The organism is Streptomyces sp. NPDC111507 (assembly GCF_055638955.1).
Map to the genome: position 1 here is coordinate 432076 of NZ_JBVKBU010000005.1, position 24269 is coordinate 456344.

A 24269-nucleotide genomic window follows, 5' to 3' on the forward strand; every position below is an offset into this window, starting at 1 on the left:
TGCCTGTCAAGAGGTGGAACGCATGCCCCAGAACCTCCCCGAGCGTCCGGACTTCTTCGCCCGTCACCGCGCCCTGCTGGAGCATGCCGTCGCCGCCACCGCGAGCCGCGGCCACGGGACCCCGTGTCCGGAGTCGCCCAGCAAGTCGGTGTACGGGGAGGACGCGGCGAAGGCGGGGGAAGGGGCCTTCCACGAGCGGCTGGGCGCTCCCTTCGAGCTGCCCGGCCACCTGGCGAGCGGCCCCCGGCGTGCCGCGGGGCCCGACGCCGGGGCCGGTGCGGCGGCGGAGATCCCGGCCCGGCCGAACGCCGCGAGTTTCGAGATCGTGCACGCCGTGCAGCACACCACCGGCCAGGCCTTCGCGAGGGTGTTCCAGTCGGGCGGACGCTCGACGCGGGAGTGCACCTGCCGGAGAACCTCACCGGCGGCGTCTTCGTGAACCAGTCCGCCGCCTTCAGCGACTTCCACGGCAGCGCCGCCCACCCGGCGGCCGGCGCCACCCTCTCCGACCCCGCCTTCGGCGCCGGCCGCTTCGCCACGCTCCAGTCGCGTCGGCCCGCCACCGCCGAGCAACACACCGAGGAGTCCGCACATGCCTGACGAAGTCTTTCTGATCGACGGCGCCCGCACCCCCCAGGGCCGGTACGGGGGCGTGCTGGCCTCCGTACGGCCGGACGACCTGGCGGCCCTGGTCGTCGGCGAGGCGGTGCGGCGCAGTGGGATCCCCGGTGAGGCCGTGGACGAGGTGATCCTCGGCGCGGCCAACCAGGCCGGTGAAGACAACCGGGACGTGGCCCGCATGGCCGTGCTGCTCGCCGGCCTCCCGCACACCGTGCCCGGTTACACCGTCAACCGGCTGTGCGCGTCCGGACTGACGGCGGTCGCGAACGCGGCCCAGGCGATCCGGTCCGGGGAGGCCGACCTCGTCGTCGCCGGCGGCGTGGAGTCGATGACCCGCGCGCCCTGGGTGATGGCCAAGCCCGGCACCCCGTGGGCCAAGCCGGGCGAGGTGCACGACACCTCGCTGGGCTGGCGCTTCACCAACCCGCGCTTCACGGCCGCCGACCGGGCCGTACCGGCGGGCGCGGGGCCGGAGTCGGCCAAGGTGACCCTGTCGATGGGGGAGACCGCCGAAGAGGTCGCCGCGCTCGACGGCATCACCCGCGCCGACTCCGACGCCTTCGCGCTGCGCAGCCACCAGCGGGCGGTGGCCGCACAGGAGGCCGGCCGCTTCGACCGCGAGATCGTGCCGGTGCGGGTGAAGGACGGCGAGGTCACACGCGACGAGGGCCCGCGCCCCGGCACGACCCTGGAGAAGCTCGGCACCCTGCGGACCATCTTCCGGCCGGACGGCATCGTCACGGCCGGTTCCTCCTCGCCGCTGTCCGACGGCGCCGCCGCGCTGCTGCTGGCGAGCGCGGCGGCCGTCGAGCGGTACGGGCTCACCCCGCGCGCCCGGATCATCACCGCCGCCTCGGCCGGCGTACAGCCCAACCTGATGGGACTCGGCCCCGTCCCCGCCACCGAGAAGGCCCTCGCCCGGGCCGGCCTGGAGAGCGGCGACCTGGACGCGGTCGAGCTGAACGAGGCCTTCGCCGCGCAGGCACTCGCGGTGATGCGGCGGTTGAAGCTCGACGAGGAGAAGGTCAACGCCGACGGCGGTGCCATCGCGCTCGGCCATCCCCTCGGCTGCTCCGGCGCCCGCATCCTGCTCACGCTGATCGGCCGACTGGAGCACGCGGACGCCCGCCGGGGCCTGGCCACCCTGTGCGTGGGTGTCGGCCAGGGCGTCGCGATGCTCGTGGAGCGCGTCTGAGCGCCACGGACGAGTCCCCCGCTGTTCACCCCGAGGCCCGCGACACCATCAGCGGGCCGGTGATCCGCGCACCGCACGCCGTGCCTGGTCGGCCGAAGGTCCTGCCCGGCCGCACGAAAGTCTTGCCCGGCCGGAGGAAACCCGTCACACTGGAACCGAACGAATGGTCGGTAGGGAAGCTGGTATCGATGACCACGACACACTCCGCCGCCACCGGCGCCGACGGCGTCGGGCCGGCGGCCGAAGAGCGGCTCCAGGAGCACTTCGACGCGACCGTCGCGCGTGACCAGCGGGTCGAGCCGCGCGACTGGATGCCCGACGGCTACCGCAAGACGCTGATCCGGCAGATCGCGCAGCACGCGCACTCGGAGATCATCGGCATGCAGCCGGAGGGCGAGTGGATCACCCGCGCACCGTCGCTGCGCCGCAAGGCCATCCTGTTCGCGAAGGTCCAGGACGAGGCCGGGCACGGGCTGTATCTGTACTCGGCGGCCGAGACCCTGGGCGCGGACCGCGCCGACCTCACCGAGCGACTCATCGAGGGCCGTCAGAAGTACTCGTCGATCTTCAACTACCCCACCCTGAGCTTCGCCGACGTCGGCGTGATCGGCTGGTTCGTCGACGGCGCCGCGATCTGCAACCAGGTGCCGCTGTGCAGGAGTTCCTACGGCCCCTACGCGCGCGCCATGGTGCGGATCTGCAAGGAGGAGTCGTTCCACCAGCGCCAGGGGTACGAGTTGCTGCTGACCATGATGCGCGGCACCGACGCCCAGCGGGCGATGGTGCAGGACTCGGTGGACCGCTGGTGGTGGCCGTCGCTGATGATGTTCGGGCCGCCCGACGACAACTCCCCCAACTCGGCCCAGTCCATGGCCTGGAAGATCAAGCGCCACAGCAACGACGAACTGCGCCAACGCTTCGTGGACATGACCGTGCCGCAGGCCGAGAAGCTGGGCGTCGTCCTGCCCGACCCCGAGCTGCGCTGGAACGAGGAGCGCGGACGCCACGACTTCGGCACCCCGGACTGGGACGAGCTGATGCGGGTCATCAAGGGCGACGGACCGTGCAACGCCGAGCGGATCTCCCGGCGGCGAACGGCCCACGAGGAGGGCACCTGGGTCCGTGAGGCGGCCACCGCCCACGCGGCCAAGCAGAGCGAGCGAGCCCGGAAGGAAGCGGCGGCATGAACGACATCGACGGCAAGAAGGACGGCTGGCCGCTGTACGAGGTGTTCGTACGTGGCAAGCGCGGACTGAACCACGTACACGTCGGCTCGCTGCACGCCGCCGACGACACGATGGCCCTCACCCACGCCCGTGACCTGTACACGCGTCGCAACGAGGGCGTCAGCATCTGGGTGGTGCGCTCGGAGCACATCGCCGCCTCCACCCGCGACGAGAAGGACCCGTTCTTCGCGCCGAGCGCCGACAAGGTCTACCGCCATCCGACCTTCTACGACATCCCCGACGACGTCCCGCACATCTGAGGAGCAGGGCATGAGTGACGACCACGTCTACCTGACCCTCGCCGAGGGACACGAGGACGACACCCGCTGGGCGTACGGCACCGGCTTCGAGGACCCTCTGCACGGGGTCGACACCACCGTGCCGGACGGCTTGGACGCCGCGGAGCTGGCCGCCTCCTGCGTCGCGCTCGCCGACGACGCGCTCGTGTGCGCCCAGCGACTGGCCGAGTGGACCACCCGTGCCCCCGAGCTGGAGGAGGAGGTGGCGCTCGCCAACATCGGCCTCGACCTGCTCGGCCAGGCCCGCCTGCTCTACGCGCGCGCCGGCCAGGTGGACGGCACGGGCCGCGACGAGGACGCCTACGCCTACTTCCGCGACGCCGACGACTTCCGCAACGTACGCCTGGCCGAACTCCCCAACGGGGACTTCGCGTTCTCCGTCGTGCGGCTCCTGGCACTGTCCAGCTGGCGGCTCGCACACTTCGAGCGCCTCGCCGCGCACCCCGACCCGGTGCTCTCCGCCATCGCCGCGAAGGGCGTCAAGGAACTGGCCTACCACCGCCAGTACGCGGCCGAGTGGGCCGTGCGCCTGGGCGACGGTACGGCGGAGTCCCACCGCAGGATGCGTACGGCGCTGGAGCGGGTCGCCCCGTACCTGGGCGAGTTGTTCACGGCCTACGACGTACGGGACGAGGTCGTCGCCGTGCTCCGCCAGGTGACCGAGGCGGGTGGACTGCCCATGCCCGTGTACCGGCCGCTGCCCGGCTCCGGACGTGCGGGCGAGCACACCGAGCATCTGGCGCCGCTGCTGGCCGAGTTGCAGAGCGTGGCCCGCGCCCACCCGGAGGCGACATGGTGAGCGTACTGACCGATGTGCGACGGGCCCGGCACATCGCCGAACAGGTGCCCGACCCCGAGCTGCCCATGCTCACCCTCGCCGACCTGGGCGTGCTGCGCGAGGTGTCGCTCGCCCCCGACGGCACGGTCGTCGCGAGCCTCACGCCGACCTACTCGGGCTGCCCGGCGATGGCGGAGATGCGCGCCGACGTGGCCGCCAGGCTTGCCGCCGCCGGGTACGAGCGCGTCGAGATCCGTACCGTCCTCGACCCGCCGTGGACCAGCGACTGGATCACCCCGGCGGGCCGCCGCAAGCTCACCGAACACGGGATCGCCCCGCCCGGCGCCGCGCCTCGGCGTCCGGCCGGTCCGGTGCCGCTCGTGCTGACCACCACGCGGCGAGCCGCCGTGCCCTGCCCGCGCTGCGGCTCGGCGGACACGGAGGAGACCTCCCGCTTCGCCGCCACGTCCTGCAAGGCGCTCTGGCGCTGCCGCGCCTGCCTGGAACCGTTCGAGTACGTCAAGGAGATCTGATGGACGACCTGATGGAGTCGGCCGCCTCCGCCCCGGCGGTACGCCCGCGTACCCGCCGTCGGCCGGCCTTCCACTCCCTGCGGGTCGCCGCCGTGCAGCCCCTGTGCGAGGACGCGGCCGCGGTCAGCTTCGACATCCCGGCGGAGCTGGCCGAGGAGTTCGCCTTCGCCCCCGGACAGTCACTCACCCTGCGGCGCGAGGTCGACGGCCGTGACGAGCGCCGCTCGTACTCCATCTGCTCGCCGGCCGGATCGGTGCCGCGCATCGGGGTGCGGGTGGTGCCGGGCGGCCTGTTCTCCGCATGGCTGGTGCGGGAGGTGCGCCCCGGAGACATGGTCGAGGTCATGGCCCCGACCGGCGCCTTCACGCCCGACCTCGCCACCCCCGGCCATCATGTGCTGATCGCCGCGGGCTCCGGCATCACCCCCATGCTGTCCATCGCCGAGTCGGTGCTGGCCGCGGACTCCCGCTCGACGGTCACTCTCTTCTACGGCAACCGGCGCACCGACACCGTGATGTTCGCCGACGAGCTGGCCGACCTGAAGGACCTCTACCCGGCCCGGTTCCAGCTCGCCCACGTCCTGTCCCGCGAGCCCCGCGAGGCCGAGGTGCTCTCCGGCCGACTGGACGCCGAGCGGCTGTCGGCGCTCGTCGGCTCGCTGGTGGACGTGGCGGGCGCGGACCACTGGTGGCTGTGCGGCCCGCACGGCATGGTCCGCGACGCCCAGCGGGTGCTGGCCGGGCTCGACGTGCCGGCCGGCCGGATCCACCAGGAGCTGTTCTACGCCGACGACGAGCCCGTGCGGGAGGTGCACCACCAGGACACGGCCACCGTGGGCCCGGTCAGCGAGGTCACCATCACGCTCGACGGCCGCTCCACGACCGCCGCCCTGCCCCGCGGTCGCAGCATCCTCGACGGCGCCCAGAAGACCCGCCCCGACCTGCCCTTCGCCTGCAAGGGCGGCGTGTGCGGCACCTGCCGGGCCCTGGTCACCGACGGCGAGGCCGACATGCGCCGCAACTTCGCCCTCGAACCCGCCGAGGTCGACGCGGGGTATGTCCTGACCTGCCAGTCGTTCCCGGTCACGGAGACGCTCGCCGTCGACTACGACAGCTGACGCGGTCGTCCATGACCATCGCCATCACCATCGCCGGGAATGGTTGCGGTAGCTCGGCGTGACATCCGTCACGCCGAGTTCCCGTATCAACGTGGTGCGGTAGTACACGGCGCCTGGGCGATATAGCCAGACTTGCCACCCACAATCCGACATACATGCGCATGCTCCTCCGGCGCACGCCACACGCGGTCGTGTCACGCCGCCCGCCGGGCACATGAAGGCTTCTGACGGATCGTCAGACCATGCCGCGCTCCGGTCAGCCGGGTCTGCACACCGATACGCCCGATTCAAGGACGTTCGGGGTCTACGAGGCCGGGTAGTAGTGGCGCTCGTTGCCGCTTACTCACGCAGGTTTTAACAATGGCGGCGCAAAACGGCGTCACCACAGCTCAGGCACAGTGTCCGTGCGGAGCCGGCCCACCGGTGGCGCCCCCGCGACGACCGAGCGAGGCCCGCATGAGCAAGCACCGCAGGAAGACGCGCCACCGGCAGATCACCATCGCTGCCGTCGTGCTGAGCGCGCTGGCAGTACCGACCGCCGCCATGGCGTGCATGAACGACCAGAGCGCCCCGGACGCCGGGTCCTCCCGTCAGTGGCAGGGCTCGAAGAGCTGGCGGAACTGGCAGAACGCGTCCCAGCAGGAGCGGTGGAAGGGCGGCGGGTGGACCGCGCGGACCCACAAGCCGACTTCGCACGCCACCACCGCGCCCGCCACGCCCTCCGCGCCTGAAGCGCCGGTCGCGACGACGCAGCCCGCCGCGCCCGAGGCACCCGCCTCCACGACTCCCGCCGCACCGGAGGCACCCGCCTCCACGGCGCCCGCCACACCCGAGGCGCCCGCCTCGTCGGCACCCTCCGCACCCTCCGCGCCCGAAGCCACGGCCAGCGCGTCCCCGAGCACCGCGGGCACGACGGCCCCGGCGTCCGCCGCCGTGACTCGTGTGGTGGCCCTGGTCAACAGTGAGCGCGGCAAGGTCGGCTGCTCCCCGCTGACCCTCAACGCGAAGCTCTCGAAGGCCGCCCAGGATCACAGCGCGGACATGGCGAGCCACCAGAACATGTCGCACACGGGCTCCGACGGTTCGGATCCCGGTCAACGCATCACGACCGCCGGCTACACCTGGAGTGCGTACGGCGAGAACGTCGCGTTCGGATACTCCACGCCCGAGGAGGTCATGGCGGGCTGGATGTCCAGTCCCGGCCACAAGCGCAACATCCTGGACTGCGGCTTCAAGGAGATCGGCGTGGGCCTCTCACAGCCCGGCAGCTACTGGACGCAGGACTTCGGCACGGCCCGTTGACCTACGCCTCGCGGCGGCCTTCGTCAGCCTCCGTTGCGGCCGCACGGCGTGAAGGAGCCGAGCGCAGCACCCGGGTCCACCGGTCCGCCGGCCCGCTCGGCGAACCGGACCCGGCTGCCTCGGGGCGGGACGGAGCCGGGGCAGCCGTCGCGACCGACCTCCGCCACCGGTTCGGGAACGGCCGAGTAGGGAAAGCCCGGGTAAGGAAGGGCCGGGTCGGCAACCGCCGGGTCGCGAACTGTCAGGTCCTGGACCGCCGGGTCAGCATCCGCCAGGTCGGCGACCGCCGGGTCGTGCTCCGCCAGGTCGGCAACTGACGGCTCCTCCACCGCCGGGTCGGCAACCGCCGCGTCCTGCACCGCCAGGTCGGCAACTGACGGCTCCTCCACCGCTGGGTCGGCAACTGACGGCTCCTCCACCGCTGGGTCGGCAACCGCCGCGTCCTGCACCGCCGAGACGGCAACCGCCGGATCCCCCACCGCTAGGTCGGTAACCGCCGCATCCTCCACCGCCGAGACGGCAACCGCCGGGCCCTCCACCGCCAGGTCGGCAACCGCCGCATCCCCCACCACCGGAACGGCAACCGCCGCGTCCTCCACCACCGGAACGGCAACCGCCGGGCCCTCCACCGCCAGGTCGGCAACCGCCGCATCCGCCACCGCCGAGACGGCAACCGCCGCATCCCCCACCGCCGAGACGGCAACCGCCGGGCCCTCCATCGCCAGGTCGGCAACCGCCGCATCCTGCACCGCCGGGACGGCAACCGCCGCATCCTCCACCACCGGAACGGCAACCGTCGGGTCCTGCACCGCCGGGACGGCAACCGCCGCATCCGCCACCACCGGAACGGCAACCGTCGGGTCCTGCACCGCCGGGACGGCAACCGTCGGGTCCTGCACCGCCGGGACGGCAACCGCCGGGACGGCGACCGTCGGCTTGTGGAGCAGGAGCAGTGCCGCGTCGTCGTGCAGTCGGCCGCCCACATGCGCCAGCAGTTCGTCATGCAGCGCGGTGAGCGTGCGCGCCGGCTCGTCGCACAGGTGGCGCGCCAGCCCCTCGGCCAGCGGGTAGAACTCGCGGTGGTGGTTACGGGCCTCGGTGACCCCGTCGGTGTAGAGCAGCAGCTGATCCCCGTCGGCGAAGGGCAGCACCTGGAGGCTGGGAGTCTCGCCCGTGAGAGCGCTCAGCCCGAGCGGCGGGGCGGGATGGGTGGGATCCACCGGCACCACGTCTCCGGACGCACGCACCAGCAGCGGCGGCGCGTGTCCGCAGTTCACCACCTCCAGATGCCCTGTCTGCGGGTATCCGGCCACGACCGCGGTGACGAAGTCGTCGGTACCGAGGTTGCGCGCCAGGCTCCGCTCGATCCTGGCGACGACGGCGAGGAGGTCGGGCTCGTCGTAGGCGGCCTCCTGGAAGACACCCAGGACGAGTGCGGCGGTGCTCACGGCCGGCAGCCCCTTGCCGCGCACATCCCCGACGATCAGCCTGACGCCGTACGGAGTGGGCAGCAGCGCGTAGAGATCGCCGCCGATACGGGCCTCCGCCGCCGCCGCGCTGTAGCGGACCGCCACCTGAAACGGCCCGACCGTCGCCGGTACCGGCTTGAGCAGCGCGTGCTGCGCGGCCTCCGCGACCGAGCGCACGGCCGCGAGCACCCGCTCACGACGCCCCCGCAGCGCGCCGGACAGGCCACTCGCGAGAGTGACGGCCGCCAGCGCGGACAGCACGGCCACCAGTTCGCGGCCCGGCATACCGTCCCGGATCCCGAGCGCGGCACCCAGCACCGCGGCGAGGAGACCGACACACAAGACCCCGCGCGGTCCACTGGTGGTGGCGGCCAGCGCGGGCCCGGCCACGAGCAGGGAGAGCCAGATCACGCCTGCTCCGCCGACGAGGCCGACGAGGCCGACGAGCACGACACCGAGAACGATCAGCACGGACAGGACCGGCGTACCCGAAGCCAGGTGTGCGGCGGCGCGTGTCCGGGCCGACGCCCCGGGACCGGCCACGCGGTTCCTGAACAGCTCTATGGGCCAGGGGGCGCCACCACGGTCTCGGGGCTGACTCATGTTTCGTCCGCAGTCCTCACCGTGCGCCACCCGCACTCCGGAAATGTCTGTTTCATCCAGGAAACGGCTTCGGGTCGGACGCGACAAGGACAGGGATTTCAGATAGTGAGCGAGAGGCTCCTGGTCACGCGGTTCGCGGTCGGCGTCAACCGCTCCAGAGCCTCCTCGAGCCGGGAGAGCCGGTTGACCGGCAGCGAGACGCCGAGCGAACCGAGCGTCTCCCCGCTGTACACCGGCACCGCGACACACACCGTCCCCAGCGCGTACTCCTCCAGATCCGTGACGGCCGGAGCCATCGGCGAGGAATCCAGCCGCCGCAACAACTCCGACGGACTCGTGATCGTCCGCGGCGTGAGATCCGCCAGGGAATGCCGCGAGAGGTACTCCTCGCGCGACTCGTCGTCCAGCTCCCGCAGCACACACTTGCCCAGCGCGGTCGCGTGCCCCGCGTCCTCCATCCCCACCCACAGATCCACCCGCGGTGCCCGGGGACCGTCGACGATCTCCGCGACCCGGATCTCACCGTCCTCGTAGAAGGTGAGATACGCGGCAGCCGCGATCTCGTCCCGCAACGCGGCCAGTGCGGGACGCACCCGCCCCAGCAACGCCTGCCCACGCCCCGAACTGTGCAGCGACTGCACCTTGTCCCCCAGCACGAACCCGCCGTCGTCCAGCTTGCGCACATAGCCGTCGTGCACCATCGTCCGGAGCAGGTGATACGCCGTGGCCAGGGGCAGCCCCGTCTCCCGCGCGAGCTGCTTCGCCGGCACACCGTTCTCGTGCGCGCCCACCGCCTCCAGCAGACGAAACGCCCGCTGCACGGACGTGATCAGCGTGGGGCCGTCACGAACACCCATACGACCAGCCTGCGCCGGACACGCCACACGAGCAAGGCGGCACCGCCCCGCCGACCCCGCGCACGGATCCGGCGTACGGCCGATGCCCTGGCTTGAGGGCGGAACGGCGCCGCGGGAGGCTGGAGACGACGCCCGCGATGTGCGCCCGGTTTCCCCCGGGGCGCTCCTCAGGGCTCCGCCGAGGCGAGGACGAGGGTAAGAACCCATGGACAGCGAGCACGGCGCGTCCGGAGGCAAGGCGCCGACGCCCGTACCGGAGGACTCCGCGGTCGTGGTCGACGCCCGGGGGTCGGTCATGGTGTGGAGTGCCGGAGCCACGCAGCTGCTCGGCTACGAACCCGAGGAGATCGTGGGCCGCCACGCCACCGACCTGCTCGCCGCCGACCTGCCCGCCTCCGCGCGGCGTCACATCGCCGACGGGCGCCAGTGGGCCACCGAGGTGGCGCTTCGGCACCGGGAGGGTGGTCGTGTCGTGGTGCGGCTGCGGGGAGCGCCCCTGGTGGACGCGGCGCGCCGCAGGCTCTGGCTCGTGACCGGCGCGGCGCTGATGAACCCTGCCGGACCGTCCGACCCGAACGCGGCCGCGATGTGGGGCCGCACGCTGGCGCAGCTCCCGCTGCCGGTGGCGGTCTACGACCTCGATGCGCGCCTCGTGGCCGCCAACGAGGTCATGACGCGGGTGATGGGCAGGACCGAGGAGGAGATGCGGGGCCTGACGCTGTGGGAGATCGAGCCGAACTGGCCCTTCGACGAGTACGACCGCCTCCAGCGGGAGGTGCTGCGCACCGGTGAGATGATCTTCCATGAGCAGCACGGCCAGGCTCCCGGCGAGACGCGGGAGCATGCGTGGTCGATGTTCTTGTCGCCGTTGAAGGACGAGAACGGCACGGTGCACGGGCTGTCGGCGGCGGTGTTCGACACCACCGAGCAGTACTGGGCCCGACAGCGCCTGGCCGTGCTCAACGACGCGAGCCTGCGCATCGGCAGCACCCTGGATGTGACCCGAACGGCCGAAGAGCTGGCCGAGGTGGCGGTGACCGGGTTCGCGGACTTCGTCACCGTGGACCTGCTGGAATCCGTGGCGCAAGGCGAGGAGCCCCGGTCGGTGCCGCCCGGCGAGTCGGTCACGGTCCGCCGCACCGCGCAGCGATCGGTGCTGAGGGGATGCCCGGAGTCGGTGGTCGCCTCGGGCGGCACGAGTCTCTACCCGGCGGATTCGCTGCCGGTGCTGGCGCTGGTCAGCGGCCGGGGCACCCGGCACCGGTCGGACGATCCGGCGCTGCGGGCGTGGGTCGAATCATCCCCCGCCCGTGCCGAGACCGTGGGCAAGTACATGATCCACTCGGTGATGATGGTCCCGCTGCGGGCCCGGGGCGTGACCCTGGGCCTGGTGCACTTCCTGCGGCACCGGACGCCGGAGTCCTTCGGCGAGGACGACCTGCTGCTCGCGGAGGAGATCGTCGCCAGGGCGGCGGTGAGCGTGGACAACGCTCGCCGCTACACCCATGAACGCCGCACGGCGCTGGCACTCCAACGCAGTCTGCTGCCCGAGCGGCCACCGGCCCTCACGGCGGTGGAGGTCGCCTACCGTTACCTCCCGGCCGGTTCCGGAGCCGACATCGGAGGGGACTGGCTCGACGTGATCCAGCTGTCCGGCGCGCGGGTCGCCCTGGTCGTGGGCGACGTGGTGGGCCATGGCATTCAGGCCTCGGCCACGATGGGGCGCCTGCGGACCGCCGTACGGACTCTCGCGGACATCGATCTCGCCCCCGACGAGTTGCTCACCCAACTCGACGACCTCGTCATCAGGCTCGACCGGGAAGAGGGTCCGGAGGCGCGCGGACGGGCGGAGGAGACGTCGGGTGAGGTCGGGGCCACCTGTCTGTACGCCGTGTACGACCCGGCGTCCCGCCGCTGCACCCTGGCCCGCGCCGGGCACCCGCCGCCCGCCCTGGTCACCGCGGACGGCACCGTGCGGTTCCTGGACCTGCCCGCCGGGCCGCCGCTCGGCCTCGGCGGCCTGCCGTACGAGTCCACCGAGGTGGAGCTCGGCGAGGGAAGCCTGCTCGCTCTCTACACCGACGGCCTGGTCGAGGCCGCCGACCGGGACATCGGCGTCGGGCTCGAACTGCTGCGCCGGGCGCTCAGCAGTCCGGCCGACACGCTGGAGGAGACCTGTGACCAGGTGCTGAGCACCGTGCTGACCCGCCGTCCCGCCGACGACATCGTCCTGTTCCTGGCCCGTACCTCCGCGCTCGACGCCCGGCAGATGCGGACCTGGCACCTGCCGCGGGATCCCGCGGCCGTCGCCGGGGCCCGCAAGGTGGCGGGCGAACAGGTGGCCGCGTGGGGGCTGGGTGAAACGGTGTTCGCCACCGAACTGATCGTCAGCGAACTGGTCACCAACGCCATCCGCTACGGCGAGGCGCCGATCCGGCTACGCCTCATCCGCGACTCCACGCTCATCTGCGAGGTCTCCGACGGCAGCAGCACCGCCCCGCACCTGCGCCGAGCCCGGATCTTCGACGAGGGCGGGCGCGGGCTGCTGCTGGTTGCCCAGGTCGCCGAGCGCTGGGGCAGTCGCCAGACCGCCACCGGCAAGACCATCTGGGCCGAACAGCCACTGCCCGCGTGACACCAGCACGACCCTGCACCGCCACCGGCGCCGGCCATGGCGGTGGTGGCGGTGGGCTCACGGCACCGGTCGTACGTCGGGCGGGCGCCACCGGGCGGAGTTCACCAGCCGGTCGGCGAGCGCGACGACGAGATCGCGGAGCTCGTCAGGTCGCTCGATGACGAAGGGCAGATCGAGCGACGCGAGCACCGGAGGCAACCAGTCGAGCCGTTCCACACGCAACCGGACACGCGACCAGAGCTCGCCATCACCGTCCGCACGGCCCGCTGCCCGCTGCTCCTCGACGATCGCGAGGCTCGCCGGAAGCCGGACACGGATCTGCTCGGCCGTCCCCCGGATCCTCAGGATCACTTCGTGCCGGTACGGGGCCTCGGCGAACCCCGACAGAACGCGTCGCGCCGGATCGACTCCCGCGGGCGGCTCGAAGGAGCCGGGCAGGGACCTCGCGTCCGCGATGCGGTCGAGCCGGAACGTGCGGTCCTCACCGCTCTCGGGCTCCGCACCGGTTACGTACCACCGGCCCGAGTGGACGACGAGCCCGTACGGGTGCACCGTGCGGGCGCTGTGCCGGCCGTCTGCGGCGGTGTACCGGATCGAGATCGGCCGGCGATGGCGGATCGCGTCGGCGATCGAGAGCAGGACCGCGCTCTGCGGTGCGGCTGTCTCATCGGGCGGAGCGGTGAAGGCGAGGGAGTCGAGCACGGCGTCGAGTCGTCGGGCGAGGCGCTTGGGCAGGACCCGCCGGATCTTGGCCGTGGCCGTCTCCTGGGCGGTGCCCGTGGTCGTCGGCAGCCCGGCTCGGCGACCGGCGATCAGGCCGAGCAGCACGGCCAGCGCTTCGTCGTCGCCGAGCATGAGCGGAGGCATGCGGTGTCCGGGGGCGAGCCGGTACCCGCCGTAGCGGCCGCGCACCGATTCGACGGGCACGTCGAGGTCGACCAGGTGGTCCACGTACCGGCGCACGGTGCGTTCGTCGACGTCTAGCCGCTCGGCGAGTTCGGCGGCTGTCCTGGTGCCGCCCGACTGCAGGAGTTCCAGCAGGGTCAGCACGCGAGCTGTGGGCCTGGGCATGTTCAGAAGTGTGCCCGCAATACCGGGCGGAATGTGTCCGCTATCCCTCCTAGTCTCCGTGCGTACGCATCCCACCGAACGCACTGGAGATCATCGTGAACCTCGTCTCGATCCGCGTCATCACGGGCGATGTCGCACGCCTCGTCGACTTCTACGAGCGCGCGACCGGCACCCGGGCGAGCTGGTCCCACCAGGACTTCGCCGAGCTCAGGACGGCGTCGGCCACTCTCGCGATCGCCGGCGTCCGCACCGTGCCGCTGTTCGCGCCTGACGCCGCCCGTCCGTCCGACAACCGTTCCGTGATCATCGAGTTCCTCGTCGACGACGTGGACGGCGTGTACGAGAACCTGACCGGCTTCGTGGAGGACTTCGTCAACAAGCCCACCACCATGCCTTGGGGGAACCGTTCGCTGCTGTTCCGCGACCCCGACGGCAACCTCGTCAACTTCTTCACCCCCGTCAGCCCTGACGCCGTCAGGAAGTTCGCTTCCTGACCGCGCCGAGGGCGACCACTTCCAACGTCCACGGAACACGCCCCGACGGCAGGGGACTTACGAGACCGCGGAGAACGCGAGAGGCCCCCGGATGGTTCCGGGGGCCTGACTCGTGTGGTGGGTCGTGTCAGCTGGGGACGGCGACCCGTCCGCTCGCGGCGGCCTTCACCGGCTTGGGATTCAGCAACCGCTCGGCCAACTCGCCGAATACCAGGCCGAATCCGCCCCACAGGACGGTCTGGATGGCCAGTGCGGAGAGACGGAACCGCCACAGCAGGGCGGCCGGGAAGTCCTTCGGCACCTCGTTGATGACCGGCAGGAACGCGTACGCCAGACCGATCACGACGGCGAAAGCGGCCACCGCGCCAACGGTGGCGTACCAGGTGCCGATCCTGGGTGCCAGCCGCTTGCCCAGGATGGTGGCGGCGATCGCGAGGAGCACGCTGAGCACCATCATCAGGAAGTACAGGGTGGTCCGCTTGCCGATGGTGTCGGGGTTGCCGACCGACGGCGGGTTGGCCGGGTACTTCAGGAACGGCACGACGTACACGGCCATCAACGCGCAGCCGGACAGCAGCAGTGCGGTCGCCCGCGGGCTGAAGCGGCCGACGCGGCCGAGCGCGAAGGCGAAGGCGAGCGCGGCGATACCGCCGAAGGCGACGCCGTAGACCAGGACGCCGGTGGCGAGACCGGCGGTGGACTGCAGAGAGCGGGAGACGATCTCCATCTCGTGCTCGTGGGAGTGGGCTTCCTCGAAGCTGATCGCGCTGTCGACGTTCGGCTCACCGAGGAAGTAGGCGGCAACCAGGGCGAGCAGGCCGGCACCGAGGCCGGCCAGCATGCCCCGCACGAGCAGATTTCTTACCGTTGCGGAGTTCATGGCAGTGCTGCGGGTCCCCTCGGTCAGTGGCAGGGGAAGCCGAGAAGGTGGCGGGCGTCGTGTACCCACTCGTGGACGTCCGAGCCGGAAACGACGGAGGTGGCGCCCTGTTCGGCACCGACGAAGTACAGCAGGACGAGCATCAGAATGCCGAAGAAGACCGCCCACGGAGCAATCGCCTTGAGCGGCAGCTTCGCGGGAACGACGGGGGTGGTGGTTGTCGGCTGGGCGACGGTCTGCGCCATGGCAGGACCTCCTCGGGAGTTCGCGTCCCATCTCGGTGGTGCACTGGACGACGGCTACGGGTCTGACTCACAAGGGGTTCCAGCGGGCTGGAGCCTCTCGTTCACAGTGGCGCGACCGTGCCGGTTTCCCACCGGCTTCCGTCTTGCCGTCATCGATATCGCACCGACCGTACCGCGTGTCGGGTGCGGGGCCAAGACCGCGCCACCTGGCGTGATCTTCCTCTCGCACCCGGTGGCCGGTCCCCTGCGAACAGGGGGTCAGTGGTGGCGGAACCCAGCTGAGTTCGGGCCCCGGCCTCGCTCTCAGACCGAAGGGGACCGGTCCGCGTCCTGGGACTCGGGCGTGTCCGTCGTACGACCGAGCTTCTGTGCCTCCTCCAGCGTGCGAGCCCCGCGGAGAGGGGAGAACGTGAGCCAGAAGGAGACGACGAGGTAGGAGATCCCGACGGCCCACAGCGCCGTGCCGGGTGACAGGGCGTCGGCCAGGGCACCGCCGACGAGGGCTCCCAAGGGCAGCGTTCCCAGGGCGACAAGGCGGTAACTCGCGGTCACCGCGCCGATCTGGTGCTCCGGCGGAATGGCCTGTCGCAGGCTGACGGCGAACACGTTGAACAGGGCGACACCGAAGCCGTTCACCATCATGGCGACCGACGCGAGCACGGCGACGTACCCGCCGACCTGGCTGACGGCGGGTACGAGCAGCAGACCCACCGCGGCCAGCACCGCACCCAGGGCCAGCACACCGCCGACGGCCCACCGTTGAGTGAGCCGGGTGGCGCAGAGCGAACCGATCAGGGCCCCCACACTGCCGATGCCGGTGATCACGCCCACGACGGTGCCGCTCATGTCGAGATCACGCACGGCAAACACCAGGAAGACGGTCAGAAAGGCCTTCTCGTGCAGGTTCGACAGGCCGGCCTGAACACACAGGTCCCGGATCGGGCGCAAGGACCACGTGTAGCGGAGCCCGGAGCCGATCGCCTTCAGCGCCGACTCACGTGGCTGTTCGGGGGCCTTGACACCCCGCAGCAGCAGACCGCTCACGGCGGCACCGGCGGCGCACGCGGCGGCCACCGTCAGGGTCGGTGACACCCCCAACTGGCCGACGAGGAAGCCGGCCGCGGCGGGACCGGCGAGGGTGCTGACCGAATACGTCGCCTGGTGCAGGCCGTTGGCCGCGGCGATGGAGTTCAGCGGCAGGAGCCTGGGCAGCGTGGACTGGTAGGCGACTTCATAGAAGACGGTGGCGACACCGATCACGGCGGCGGCGACAACAAGTTGGCCGAAGTTCAGCCCGTCGGCCGCCTGGAACGCGGCGAGCACCGCAAGCGCGGCACCCTGGGCGACACTCGCGGTGACGAGGGTGCGGCGCGGCGGATACCGGTCGACCATGACCCCGGCGATCAGCGAGAGCACCACGACGGGGACGAACTGCACCGCCGAGACGAGTCCCACGCCCGTGCCGTCGGCATGGAGGTAGGTGACCGCGATCAAGGGTAGGAGAAAACTGGTCAGCTGTCCGCCGAAATGCGCCGACGTTTCTCCGAGCCAGATGTTGCGGAAGTCTTTGTTGTCCGCGATCAGGATTCGAATATCCTTGTCGAATATGGCCACCGCAACCCCCGGTCAAGTCTTCATGAAAAAAATCACGGCAACGCTAGCATGGCGCACCGTGGTCCGCTAGCGTGCGAGTGGATGTCGCTGTTGCACCCCATTCACGGTAACAGGAGTCGCGGAATGTACGACCATTCAGGACTTACCGCCGAGGAAGTCGAACTGCTCCCGTCCGAGGAAGATGTCCGGCTTTATTCGGAGCGTGGCTGGTATTTGTCCGAGAAGCTGCTCACCGACGCCGAAGTGGACGCCCTGACCGACGCGAGCGAGCGCTACTACGCAGGTCAGCGCGATCGGGAACTTCCGACACGGCCGGACCGGCTGGCCGACTGGACCCCCGCCGACGGAGATGTCCAACGCAACAACGACTACATCCACTACCAAGACGAAACGATGAGGAAAATCCTGAGGAAACCCATCGTCGGGGCGGTGGCCGCCCGCTTGGCGCAGACGCCTGGAATACGTGTCTTCCAGGCCACGCTGATCTACAAGCCACCCATCGCCGAGGAGAAGTCGAACATTGTCTCCTGGCACTTCGACAAGTATTTCTGGCCCACCTGCTCGTCGGACGAAATGCTCACCGCCTTCATTCCGTTCCACGACTGCACCGAGGAGTCGGGCACGATCACCATGGTGAACGGAAGCCATCGCTGGCGGCAGCGGCACGGCGCCGCCCGGCCGGTCGGTGATCCACGGGACGTGGGGCGCGACTATCTCCTGAACGGAGACGCGGAGCGAAACGGCGCCGTGGCCGAGAAGGTTCCGGTGCACATTCCCAAGGGACACATGACCTTCCACCACTGCCTTCTCTACCACGGCAGCGGCGCCAACCGCAGTCCGCGGCCGCGCCGGGCCATCTCGTTCCATCTCCAGGACGGGACGAACGCCTACCGCGACCACACCCTGTCCGACGGCCGTCAGGAGCCCTACAAACACGACTTCCTGGTCCGCAGGACTCCCGCCGGTCAACCGGACTACTCCGACCCGGAGTTCTGCCCGGTGCTGTGGCCCGTCCGCGAGCCCGACGGCCCGGAGGCCTCCCTCACAGGGAAGTGAATCGGGTCAGGTCCCACTCCTCCTCGCTCATGCCGGCGCCCGCCTCCTCACGGACCGCGTCAGCGAGAGCCTGGTCCGCCACCGTGTCCCGTCGCAGTCCAGCGGGCGCGGTGGCCGGCAGGGGAACGACGGCCGCCCACAGGGGGTGTAGCGAGGATCCCCGGTGAACCTTCGCCTTCAGGGCGGAGGGCCCGAGGTGGAGCGTGGTCATCGCGTTGCGTTCCATGTGGCGGAGCGGTTCGTAGTAGACGGCATTGAAGTATTCGTAGGCGTTGCGCGTCTGCTCGTAGTCGAAGCCGGCCACCCGGGCGTAGAAGGTGTCCCGCCAGGCGAAGCACAGGCTGGCGCCGACCAGTTCCCCCTTCTCGTCGACGCAGCGGAACACGGTGCTCAGGTCGTCCAGGCAGTTCGCCTGGACGGTGAGGAACGTGTGGATCTCCGCCAGGTCGAGGGAGGCGTTGTACCGGTCCATGGTCTGGCCGACCAGTGGCGCGAACTCGTCGACGCACGCGGACAGCGGGGCCGTCTCCACGTGCAGCCCGGAGTCCGTGAAGCGCCGGATCTCGTACTCGCGCTTGCGGACGTTGCGGCCGAGCAGCTCACGGTAGGACTCGAAGGTGCCGCCGTCGTTGTGCACCACGGCCTCGGCGGCGCGCAACTGCGCCCGCACCCCGAACCGGCCCGCGAGCAGCCGCAGACTGTCGGTGGTGAGGAAGTCGAAGAGCAGCGCGTCGCAGCCGAGCGCCGCGGCCCTCTCGGCGGCACCGGCGACCAGGGCGTCAAGTGCCTCCCCTGCCGTTCCGGGGTCCTTCGGCAGCAGAAACTCGTTGTGGTAGCCGGTACGGGTACCAAGTCTGAGCACGGCGTGGCCCTCGGCCACGTCCGGCAGGGGCGGTGCGTTCTCTGCCGGGAAGTCGTAGTACGGCGTCCCGGCGAGGAGTTGGCCGTCGGCCTCGACCGTGAGGTAACCCGGGGTGGCGAACTCGGGCCGCTCCTGCCCCCGCAGCCAGGCATGGCTCTGGTAGAAGCGACTGCCCGGCGCGAGCGCGTCCCAGGCCTCCCGGTCGATGTCGTCGATCGTCTCGAAGTGCCTCACATCAGGCATGTGTCTTCCTCCCCTTGCTCACAGCAGCCAGTCGTCGGTGTTCAACCCACCCACCACGTACTGGCCGTACTCGGCGCCGAACGCCTCCGCCTCGGCCCGGTTGCGTTCACGGACCTCTCTCTCGTCCGCCGCCAACGGCCGGTCCACTCCCACGAACACGCTGTACAGGGGATGCGGCTGGGCGCCGCGCGCCAGCTTTGCCTGGAAGGTGCCAAGACCGAGGTGGATCGCCCGCACGGTGCGACCGGCGCCCGACTCGATGGGGTGGTAGAAGACCAGGTTGAAATAGTCGGCCACGTTGGGCACCGAGTAGTCGAAACCAGCCACGCGCGCGTACAGCGTGTCGCCGTGCCGGTATCGCAGCGCGAATCCGATGGGCTGCCCGGCGTCCTCGTCCAGGAGGAGCGTGCTGCGGTCGCCGAGGTGGCGGCCCTGGCGGTCGTACACCGCTGCCGCGCGCTCCTCGCCGTAGGCGTGTCCGTGCTTGCGCATCAGCGCGCTGTTGAGCGGGGCGATCTCCTTGACGACCTCGGGGAGGGAGACCTCGCGGATGGTCCGCCCGCTGCGGCCGAAGTCCCTTCTCTCCCGCCGGGCCCGGGGCCGCCGGCCGGAGGGCAGCCAGGCGAAGTAGTCGTCCAGGTTCTGCCACAGGCCGACGGGAAGGACCGTCTCCACGTCGTGATAGAGGAGCACCGCCCCGTCCTCGGCATGGGCCTCGGCGACCTCCAGCGCCTCCGCCCGGGGCAGGTAGTAGTACCCGAGGACGTCCGCTTCGGTGGTTCGGGCGAAGTCGAGGGTCCGCGTGGTGAGCGCCCGCACCGCCTGCGTGCGCTCCTGTGCCGTCACTCCCTCGCGGCCCGGCAGTTGGCCGCGGAACTCCGACCATCCCGCGCCGAACACCATGGGCCGGGCGGCGAGTTGGGCATGCCGCTCGTCGTCGATCAGACCGGCGAGCAGGTCGGCGGGGGTGTAGAGCAGGTGCGGCGGACGGGTGAACGCGTACGCCTCGGCTGCCGCGACCGGCGTTCCCTGCGCGTCGCGCGCCAGCAGATAGCGGGCGGCGGCTCCGGGCGGCAACTCCTCCGCGCGTACGCCGGCGAAGCCGCTGCTGGAGTAGATCGTTCCGCCGATCTCCAGAGCATCCCATTCCGCCGCCGGCAGCTGGTCAACGGAGTCGTACGAGGAGACGTGCATGGGGGAAACTCCAGAAAGGGTGGATCGGATGAGTGTAGGGGGAAACGGTGCCGGGGTTCATTCCAGCAGAGATCGCACATCGCTGTCGCGCGTGTGCAGGAGCAGGATGCCGGTGCCGCTGAGCTCGTCGAACAGCCTCTGGTTGGCGAGCCGTTGGGAGTTGCGGACCTGCACGGCGTACCAGAGGATGGACCGGGGGCCGACGACGGTCCAGAACGTTTCCCGGACACCGCCCCAGAGTTCCTCACGGCGTATCCAGCGCCGTACGGTACGGCGCAGCAGGCGCGGCCAGGTGACACGCAGTGGCGGATCCGTCCACACCACGCAGTCGGCGCGGTCGGCGAACGCCTCGACGCTCGCGGCGAACTGACCGTCGACGACCCAGGTGTCGGCCGTCAGTTCCCGTTCGACACCGGCGAGGAAGACCTCCGTGGGCACCGGTGTCCAGGCCGGTCCCCAGAAGAGGGCGTCGAGTGTGACGGGCGGGATGCCACGCCGTTCGGCGAGGGCGCGGGCGAGGGTCGACTTGCCGCAGCCGGGACCTCCCACGATCCACACCCGGCGGGCCTCCGCAAGGGTCTTCACACGTGGCACAGACACATTCCCTCCAACCAGGCGGCCACGCCGTCGTCGTCATTGCACGCGGTGAGGGCGTCGGCGGCCTCGCGCACGTCCGCGCTCGCGTTCGCGACGGCCACGCCGAGGCCCGCGGCGGCGAGCAGCCCCGCGTCGTTGGGCGCGTCACCGAAGGCGACGACCCGCTCCCAGCCGATGCCGAGGCCGGCGAGGACCGAGGCGACCGCGGACACCTTGTCCGCCTCCGGGGCCGACACCTCCAGCAGGCCCGGCCCCGAGGAGGTCCACCGCACCGCCCCCCGCGCCCCGGGTGCCGGAGGCGGAGCGGCGGAATCGATGTGCACCATCAGGCACAGCACCGGCGAGCCGTCCGGGACGTCACCGACGCGCAGGGCCGTCCCGGCACCGCTCGCGAGGATGTCGGGCCAGCCGGGGCCGAGCAGTCGGTCGTGCTCCCGGTCCACGGCCCAGGGGCGCTCCCCCAGCGTCGCGATCTCGGCGCGGACGGTGGCGGGTGTCATCGCCCGGATCCGTCGTACGCCCCCGCCGTCCAGGTCGCTGACGACGGCGCCGTTCGACGACACCAGGAAGGCGCCCAGACCGGACGCGGCGGACAGCAGCCCGCGGGCGGACCAGGCCGGGCGGGCCGTCGCGAAGACGACGCGGGTCCCGTGTGCGGCGACCGCGCGCAGGGCCGCCACCGCGCGCTCGCTCACGCTGCCGTCGGACAGCAGCAGTGTGCCGTCGAGATCGGTGACCACGACAGCCGGGCGGCTGTCCCCCCGGATGCGGGGACAGCCGCTGAGATGCGTTCCGGTCACGAAGGTCACTTCTCCCGAGCGGGCTCACGGGGCGGCGGCATGCGGTGGGCGATGGCGGCCGCGTACCGGTGGTAGTGCCACTGCTCGTAGCCCAGGTGGCTCTCGCCGCGGATGCCCAGGTCGGCGTTCTCGAACAGCTCCCAGCCGGGCCGGGTGACGATCCGCTCCATCTCCGTGGCGGTCGGGTAGTAGCCGCACTGCCGCTCGTCGTCGTTGAGCCCGATCAGGTACTCGCCGAAGAAGAGTCCGCCCGGAGCGACCATGTCCATCGCGTGGTGGACGAGGGCTTCCATCGTGTGGGCCCGGTTGGGCGGCATCGACCACAGGCCGCTGCCCAGCACCAGTTGGAAGTCGCCCTCGGCAGGCAGGGTCATGTAGTCCTGCTCCACCACGGTGCACCGGTCCTCCAGGCCCTCGGCGGCAAGCCGTTGGCGCAGGCCCACGACGTCGTGGTGGCCGTCGACGAGGTCCAGTTCACCGCCGTTGAGGAAGAGGTCGTCGCTCTCCACGCCGACGACCTGCCAGCCCGCACGCAGCAGCGGCAGGGCGAACTTGCCGTCGGAGACGCCCAGGACGCAGGCGCGCGGCTGGACGCGCCGGGCGTATTCGCCGAGCGGGATGTAGCGGGCCAGGGCGGGGAAGTAGGAGTAGTAGTCGCCCCAGTAACTCTTGCGATCGACGTCAAGCACGCGCCCTCCCAAGGCTGTTGTCGGTGCCGGTGGTCATCTGGCCGCCTCGGTCAGTGGCTCGGCCGCGCTGTTGCGGACGGTGCCCCAGCGCTCGGCCGCGGACTTGTGGATGTACCAGATGTCGTCCTCGGTGAGCAGTTGGGAGACGACTTCCGGATAGGCCTCCTCGAAGTACGTGTACGGAGGCCTGTTGTCCTTGCGCGAGTGATAGTCCAGTCGGTCCTGGCCGTGCGCGGCGGTGATCGCCGTACCCGGATGGTAGGTGAGGATGTTGGGGCTGGCCATGACGAGCAGTTCGTCGTCGATCAGCCGGCCGATCTGCTCGATCGTCTCCTCGATGGTCTCCCGGCTCTCGCCGTCCAGACCGAAGAGGACCGAGCTGCCGACCCGGATGCCGTGGCCCCGGATGATCGCGAGTGCCTCGCGCACCTTGCCCACCCAGGCCTCGGGGTTGCGGCGCAGCAGGTTCTTGCCCACGTGGGCCATCACGCTCTCGGCCATGCTCTCGATGCCGATGTAGATGTAGGTGCAGCCACTGCGGCGCATCAGTTCGAGCGCGGCGTGCACCTCGTCGGCCTTGGCGCGGTTGAGCACCACGTCGACGGTGAGCTGTCCGCCCCACTCCAGGCGGGTGCCCCCGGGCAGGTCCGTGCCCTGGCGCAGCAGGTCCTGGCAGAACTCGGTGATCGCCTTCCAGTTCCCGCCCCAGAACACCGGGTCGTCGAAGAACACGGCTTCCGCGCCCCAGTCCATGAGCCGGCGGACGCGCTGTGCCACGTGCTCGGTCTCGCTCACCGCGAAGCGGGTGGGCCGCTGGGAGACCTGGATGCTCTCCGAGCAGAAGGTGCATTTGAACGGGCAGGAGTCCAGCGTCATCATGTGCGCCGTACGGCTGCCGAGGGAGTGGCTGCCCGCCTCGGTGAAGACGCCGAAGCGCGCGCGGATGGAGAACGCCTCGTACGGCGACGGGAGTTCGGCCGAGCCGAGTCGCTCGCCCCGCACCGGTACCACCACCGCCTCACCGGGGCATAAGCCCACGATCGTGCCCGAACCGCGGAGCATTGGCTCAGCGTCGGCGACCAGCGGAAGGGCGTCGAGCACCGCCGCGTTGTCGGTCGGACCGAAGCCGGGCGTGACCGTCAGTGAGAGGGCGCGCAGCAGCAGGTCGAGCAGGGGTGCGCCGTCACCGGCGACCACGAAGTCGACGACCTGAGCCGCGCGGCCGTCGCGGACGACCTCCACGGTGCTGCTCCAGGAGAAGTCCGCCGTGCCGTCGGCGTCGCGGTACTTCATCGTTTCGTCGGCGTGCCGGCCGCCGAGGACGACGACGCAGTGGGGCGCGTGGACCTTGGCCAGCTCGGCCATCTCCAGGGCGTACCGGTGCGCCGCCGACACCGCGCTGAGCAGGAGGACCTTGGGCTGGAGCGCGCGGAGCTCGGCGATGAACCGCTCCTGGGCCACCTCGTCCCAGATGCGGGGGTCGAAGACGTGGCCGTCGGTGGTCGGGCTGTCGGCGATCAGCGTGGTCCGCGGCCCGTTCGCCGTGCGGCGGTAGTCGTCGTCCGGGCACTGCCCCCAGTCGGGGCAGACGTCGTCGAGGGACGGCTCCTCGGGCAGCCCCGCACTCAGGCGGGCAACCGAGCGTTGGATGGTGAGGGTCAGCGCCGAGTACAGGCACATCGGATCACCTGGATAGGCGACCTCCCCGCCCCTGCTGGTCGCCACCGGGACCAGTGCCGCCATGACCGGATAGGTGAACCGGGCCTCGCCCGGGTGCGCCGTGAACAACCGGCGCCGCCGGACGACGAGTTCCGTCACTTTCCCGTCTGATGCCGCCGCGTCCGGACGGTGGGGCTTCAGCGGGGTACGAATCGTTGTCCTCACGTGT

The 24269-nt window shown here is 71.0% G+C and carries 22 protein-coding genes, 2 pseudogenes and 1 riboswitch; of the genes and pseudogenes, 12 read left to right on the forward strand and 12 right to left on the reverse strand.

Features of this window, described 5'->3' with window-relative positions; genetic code table 11:
• Positions 1 to 22: 22 nt before the first annotated feature.
• The 9 genes and pseudogenes from ACZ7M2_RS23205 (at position 23) to ACZ7M2_RS23245 (ending at position 7072) form a co-directional block, all read left to right on the forward strand.
• The gene (locus ACZ7M2_RS23205; protein WP_471597029.1) at positions 23 to 439 is read left to right on the forward strand and encodes a hypothetical protein; all 417 of its coding nucleotides are present in this window, start codon (positions 23 to 25) and stop codon (positions 437 to 439) included.
• A pseudogene (locus ACZ7M2_RS23210) lies at positions 388 to 600 on the forward strand (phenylacetic acid degradation protein PaaN); the annotation flags it as partial. The gene ACZ7M2_RS23205 and the pseudogene ACZ7M2_RS23210, both read left to right, overlap by 52 nt.
• Positions 593 to 1816 (forward strand): thiolase family protein, encoded by a 1224-nt coding sequence (locus ACZ7M2_RS23215; RefSeq protein WP_471596856.1) that lies wholly within the window; start codon positions 593 to 595, stop codon positions 1814 to 1816. The pseudogene ACZ7M2_RS23210 and the gene ACZ7M2_RS23215, both read left to right, overlap by 8 nt.
• Before the next feature lie 188 nt (positions 1817 to 2004).
• Positions 2005 to 3003 carry a 1,2-phenylacetyl-CoA epoxidase subunit PaaA gene (gene paaA, locus ACZ7M2_RS23220; protein ID WP_471596857.1) on the forward strand — a complete coding sequence of 333 codons (999 nt, stop codon included), beginning with the start codon at positions 2005 to 2007 and terminating at the stop codon, positions 3001 to 3003.
• Complete coding sequence (gene paaB, locus ACZ7M2_RS23225; RefSeq protein WP_470048586.1) at positions 3000 to 3302, forward strand: 1,2-phenylacetyl-CoA epoxidase subunit PaaB; 303 nt, start codon at positions 3000 to 3002, stop codon at positions 3300 to 3302. The genes paaA and paaB overlap by 4 nt, the downstream gene beginning before the upstream one ends.
• A gap of 10 nt (positions 3303 to 3312) precedes the next feature.
• On the forward strand, positions 3313 to 4140 hold the full coding sequence (gene paaC / locus ACZ7M2_RS23230) for a 1,2-phenylacetyl-CoA epoxidase subunit PaaC (RefSeq protein ID WP_371643181.1): 828 nt from the start codon (positions 3313 to 3315) through the stop codon (positions 4138 to 4140).
• Positions 4134 to 4652 (forward strand): 1,2-phenylacetyl-CoA epoxidase subunit PaaD, encoded by a 519-nt coding sequence (paaD, locus tag ACZ7M2_RS23235; RefSeq protein ID WP_452965732.1) that lies wholly within the window; start codon positions 4134 to 4136, stop codon positions 4650 to 4652. Before paaC ends, paaD begins: the two co-directional genes overlap by 7 nt.
• Positions 4652 to 5770 carry a 1,2-phenylacetyl-CoA epoxidase subunit PaaE gene (paaE, locus tag ACZ7M2_RS23240; RefSeq protein ID WP_471596858.1) on the forward strand — a complete coding sequence of 373 codons (1119 nt, stop codon included), beginning with the start codon at positions 4652 to 4654 and terminating at the stop codon, positions 5768 to 5770. Before paaD ends, paaE begins: the two co-directional genes overlap by 1 nt.
• Positions 5771 to 6226: 456 nt before the next feature.
• Complete coding sequence (locus ACZ7M2_RS23245; RefSeq protein ID WP_471596859.1) at positions 6227 to 7072, forward strand: CAP domain-containing protein; 846 nt, start codon at positions 6227 to 6229, stop codon at positions 7070 to 7072.
• Between the two features lie 902 nt (positions 7073 to 7974).
• Here the strand turns inward: ACZ7M2_RS23245 and ACZ7M2_RS23250 are convergent.
• Positions 7975 to 9144 (reverse strand): annotated as a pseudogene (locus ACZ7M2_RS23250) (PP2C family protein-serine/threonine phosphatase); the annotation flags it as partial.
• A gap of 98 nt (positions 9145 to 9242) precedes the next feature.
• Positions 9243 to 10001 (reverse strand): IclR family transcriptional regulator, encoded by a 759-nt coding sequence (locus ACZ7M2_RS23255; RefSeq protein WP_471596860.1) that lies wholly within the window; start codon positions 9999 to 10001, stop codon positions 9243 to 9245.
• 205 nt (positions 10002 to 10206) lie between these two features.
• Between ACZ7M2_RS23255 and ACZ7M2_RS23260 the strand changes: the two genes are divergently transcribed.
• Positions 10207 to 12636, forward strand: coding sequence for a SpoIIE family protein phosphatase (locus ACZ7M2_RS23260; protein WP_471596861.1), 2430 nt, complete (start codon positions 10207 to 10209; stop codon positions 12634 to 12636).
• A gap of 57 nt (positions 12637 to 12693) precedes the next feature.
• On the opposite strand, the gene ACZ7M2_RS23265 is transcribed toward ACZ7M2_RS23260, so the two are convergent.
• Positions 12694 to 13707, reverse strand: a complete 1014-nt coding sequence (locus ACZ7M2_RS23265) for a helix-turn-helix transcriptional regulator (RefSeq protein ID WP_471596862.1) — start codon at positions 13705 to 13707, stop codon at positions 12694 to 12696.
• Positions 13708 to 13802: 95 nt separating this feature from the next.
• Between ACZ7M2_RS23265 and ACZ7M2_RS23270 the strand changes: the two genes are divergently transcribed.
• Complete coding sequence (locus tag ACZ7M2_RS23270) at positions 13803 to 14201, forward strand: VOC family protein (protein ID WP_352045011.1); 399 nt, start codon at positions 13803 to 13805, stop codon at positions 14199 to 14201.
• A 127-nt stretch (positions 14202 to 14328) separates the two neighbouring features.
• Here the strand turns inward: ACZ7M2_RS23270 and ACZ7M2_RS23275 are convergent, their stop codons facing one another.
• From ACZ7M2_RS23275 to ACZ7M2_RS23285, 3 genes are all read right to left on the reverse strand, one after another.
• Positions 14329 to 15081 (reverse strand): CbtA family protein, encoded by a 753-nt coding sequence (locus ACZ7M2_RS23275; protein ID WP_471596863.1) that lies wholly within the window; start codon positions 15079 to 15081, stop codon positions 14329 to 14331.
• A 23-nt stretch (positions 15082 to 15104) separates the two neighbouring features.
• Positions 15105 to 15326, reverse strand: coding sequence for a CbtB domain-containing protein (locus tag ACZ7M2_RS23280; protein WP_054232543.1), 222 nt, complete (start codon positions 15324 to 15326; stop codon positions 15105 to 15107).
• A 35-nt stretch (positions 15327 to 15361) separates the two neighbouring features.
• Positions 15362 to 15510, reverse strand: a riboswitch (cobalamin riboswitch).
• A 119-nt stretch (positions 15511 to 15629) separates the two neighbouring features.
• Positions 15630 to 16940: an MFS transporter gene (locus tag ACZ7M2_RS23285; protein ID WP_352045009.1), complete on the reverse strand. Its 1311-nt coding sequence runs from the start codon at positions 16938 to 16940 to the stop codon at positions 15630 to 15632.
• Between the two features lie 123 nt (positions 16941 to 17063).
• On the opposite strand from ACZ7M2_RS23285, the gene ACZ7M2_RS23290 reads away from it, so the two are divergent.
• A complete protein-coding gene (locus tag ACZ7M2_RS23290) occupies positions 17064 to 17996 on the forward strand; it encodes a phytanoyl-CoA dioxygenase family protein (protein WP_471596864.1) in 933 nt (310 codons plus the stop codon).
• Here ACZ7M2_RS23290 and ACZ7M2_RS23295 read toward each other — a convergent pair.
• The 6 genes from ACZ7M2_RS23295 to ACZ7M2_RS23320 are packed head-to-tail and all read right to left on the reverse strand — an operon-like array spanning position 17983 to position 24265.
• Positions 17983 to 19101 carry a GNAT family N-acetyltransferase gene (locus ACZ7M2_RS23295; protein ID WP_471596865.1) on the reverse strand — a complete coding sequence of 373 codons (1119 nt, stop codon included), beginning with the start codon at positions 19099 to 19101 and terminating at the stop codon, positions 17983 to 17985. The two genes, ACZ7M2_RS23290 and ACZ7M2_RS23295, sit on opposite strands and share 14 nt — an antisense overlap.
• An 18-nt stretch (positions 19102 to 19119) precedes the next feature.
• Positions 19120 to 20295, reverse strand: a complete 1176-nt coding sequence (locus ACZ7M2_RS23300; protein ID WP_471596866.1) for a GNAT family N-acetyltransferase — start codon at positions 20293 to 20295, stop codon at positions 19120 to 19122.
• A gap of 57 nt (positions 20296 to 20352) precedes the next feature.
• On the reverse strand, positions 20353 to 20889 hold the full coding sequence (locus ACZ7M2_RS23305; protein WP_351836774.1) for a P-loop NTPase family protein: 537 nt from the start codon (positions 20887 to 20889) through the stop codon (positions 20353 to 20355).
• On the reverse strand, positions 20877 to 21692 hold the full coding sequence (locus ACZ7M2_RS23310) for an HAD family hydrolase (protein ID WP_471596867.1): 816 nt from the start codon (positions 21690 to 21692) through the stop codon (positions 20877 to 20879). The genes ACZ7M2_RS23305 and ACZ7M2_RS23310 overlap by 13 nt, the downstream gene beginning before the upstream one ends.
• Before the next feature lie 5 nt (positions 21693 to 21697).
• On the reverse strand, positions 21698 to 22381 hold the full coding sequence (locus ACZ7M2_RS23315; RefSeq protein WP_470048554.1) for an SAM-dependent methyltransferase: 684 nt from the start codon (positions 22379 to 22381) through the stop codon (positions 21698 to 21700).
• 33 nt (positions 22382 to 22414) lie between these two features.
• Complete coding sequence (locus tag ACZ7M2_RS23320) at positions 22415 to 24265, reverse strand: B12-binding domain-containing radical SAM protein (protein ID WP_471596868.1); 1851 nt, start codon at positions 24263 to 24265, stop codon at positions 22415 to 22417.
• Positions 24266 to 24269: the final 4 nt, after the last annotated feature.

What these genes read in the sequence shown, in the direction of transcription:
- ACZ7M2_RS23205 (WP_471597029.1), top strand. Translation starts at nt 23, where the DNA reads ATGCCCCAGAACCTCCCCGAGCGTCCGGACTTCTTCGCCCGTCACCGC.
- ACZ7M2_RS23215 (WP_471596856.1), top strand. Translation starts at nt 593, where the DNA reads ATGCCTGACGAAGTCTTTCTGATCGACGGCGCCCGCACCCCCCAGGGC.
- paaA (WP_471596857.1), top strand. Translation starts at nt 2,005, where the DNA reads ATGACCACGACACACTCCGCCGCCACCGGCGCCGACGGCGTCGGGCCG.
- paaB (WP_470048586.1), top strand. Translation starts at nt 3,000, where the DNA reads ATGAACGACATCGACGGCAAGAAGGACGGCTGGCCGCTGTACGAGGTG.
- paaC (WP_371643181.1), top strand. Translation starts at nt 3,313, where the DNA reads ATGAGTGACGACCACGTCTACCTGACCCTCGCCGAGGGACACGAGGAC.
- paaD (WP_452965732.1), top strand. Translation starts at nt 4,134, where the DNA reads ATGGTGAGCGTACTGACCGATGTGCGACGGGCCCGGCACATCGCCGAA.
- paaE (WP_471596858.1), top strand. Translation starts at nt 4,652, where the DNA reads ATGGACGACCTGATGGAGTCGGCCGCCTCCGCCCCGGCGGTACGCCCG.
- ACZ7M2_RS23245 (WP_471596859.1), top strand. Translation starts at nt 6,227, where the DNA reads ATGAGCAAGCACCGCAGGAAGACGCGCCACCGGCAGATCACCATCGCT.
- ACZ7M2_RS23255 (WP_471596860.1), bottom strand. Translation starts at nt 10,001, where the DNA reads ATGGGTGTTCGTGACGGCCCCACGCTGATCACGTCCGTGCAGCGGGCG.
- ACZ7M2_RS23260 (WP_471596861.1), top strand. Translation starts at nt 10,207, where the DNA reads ATGGACAGCGAGCACGGCGCGTCCGGAGGCAAGGCGCCGACGCCCGTA.
- ACZ7M2_RS23265 (WP_471596862.1), bottom strand. Translation starts at nt 13,707, where the DNA reads ATGCCCAGGCCCACAGCTCGCGTGCTGACCCTGCTGGAACTCCTGCAG.
- ACZ7M2_RS23275 (WP_471596863.1), bottom strand. Translation starts at nt 15,081, where the DNA reads ATGAACTCCGCAACGGTAAGAAATCTGCTCGTGCGGGGCATGCTGGCC.
- ACZ7M2_RS23280 (WP_054232543.1), bottom strand. Translation starts at nt 15,326, where the DNA reads ATGGCGCAGACCGTCGCCCAGCCGACAACCACCACCCCCGTCGTTCCC.
- ACZ7M2_RS23290 (WP_471596864.1), top strand. Translation starts at nt 17,064, where the DNA reads ATGTACGACCATTCAGGACTTACCGCCGAGGAAGTCGAACTGCTCCCG.
- ACZ7M2_RS23295 (WP_471596865.1), bottom strand. Translation starts at nt 19,101, where the DNA reads ATGCCTGATGTGAGGCACTTCGAGACGATCGACGACATCGACCGGGAG.
- ACZ7M2_RS23300 (WP_471596866.1), bottom strand. Translation starts at nt 20,295, where the DNA reads ATGCACGTCTCCTCGTACGACTCCGTTGACCAGCTGCCGGCGGCGGAA.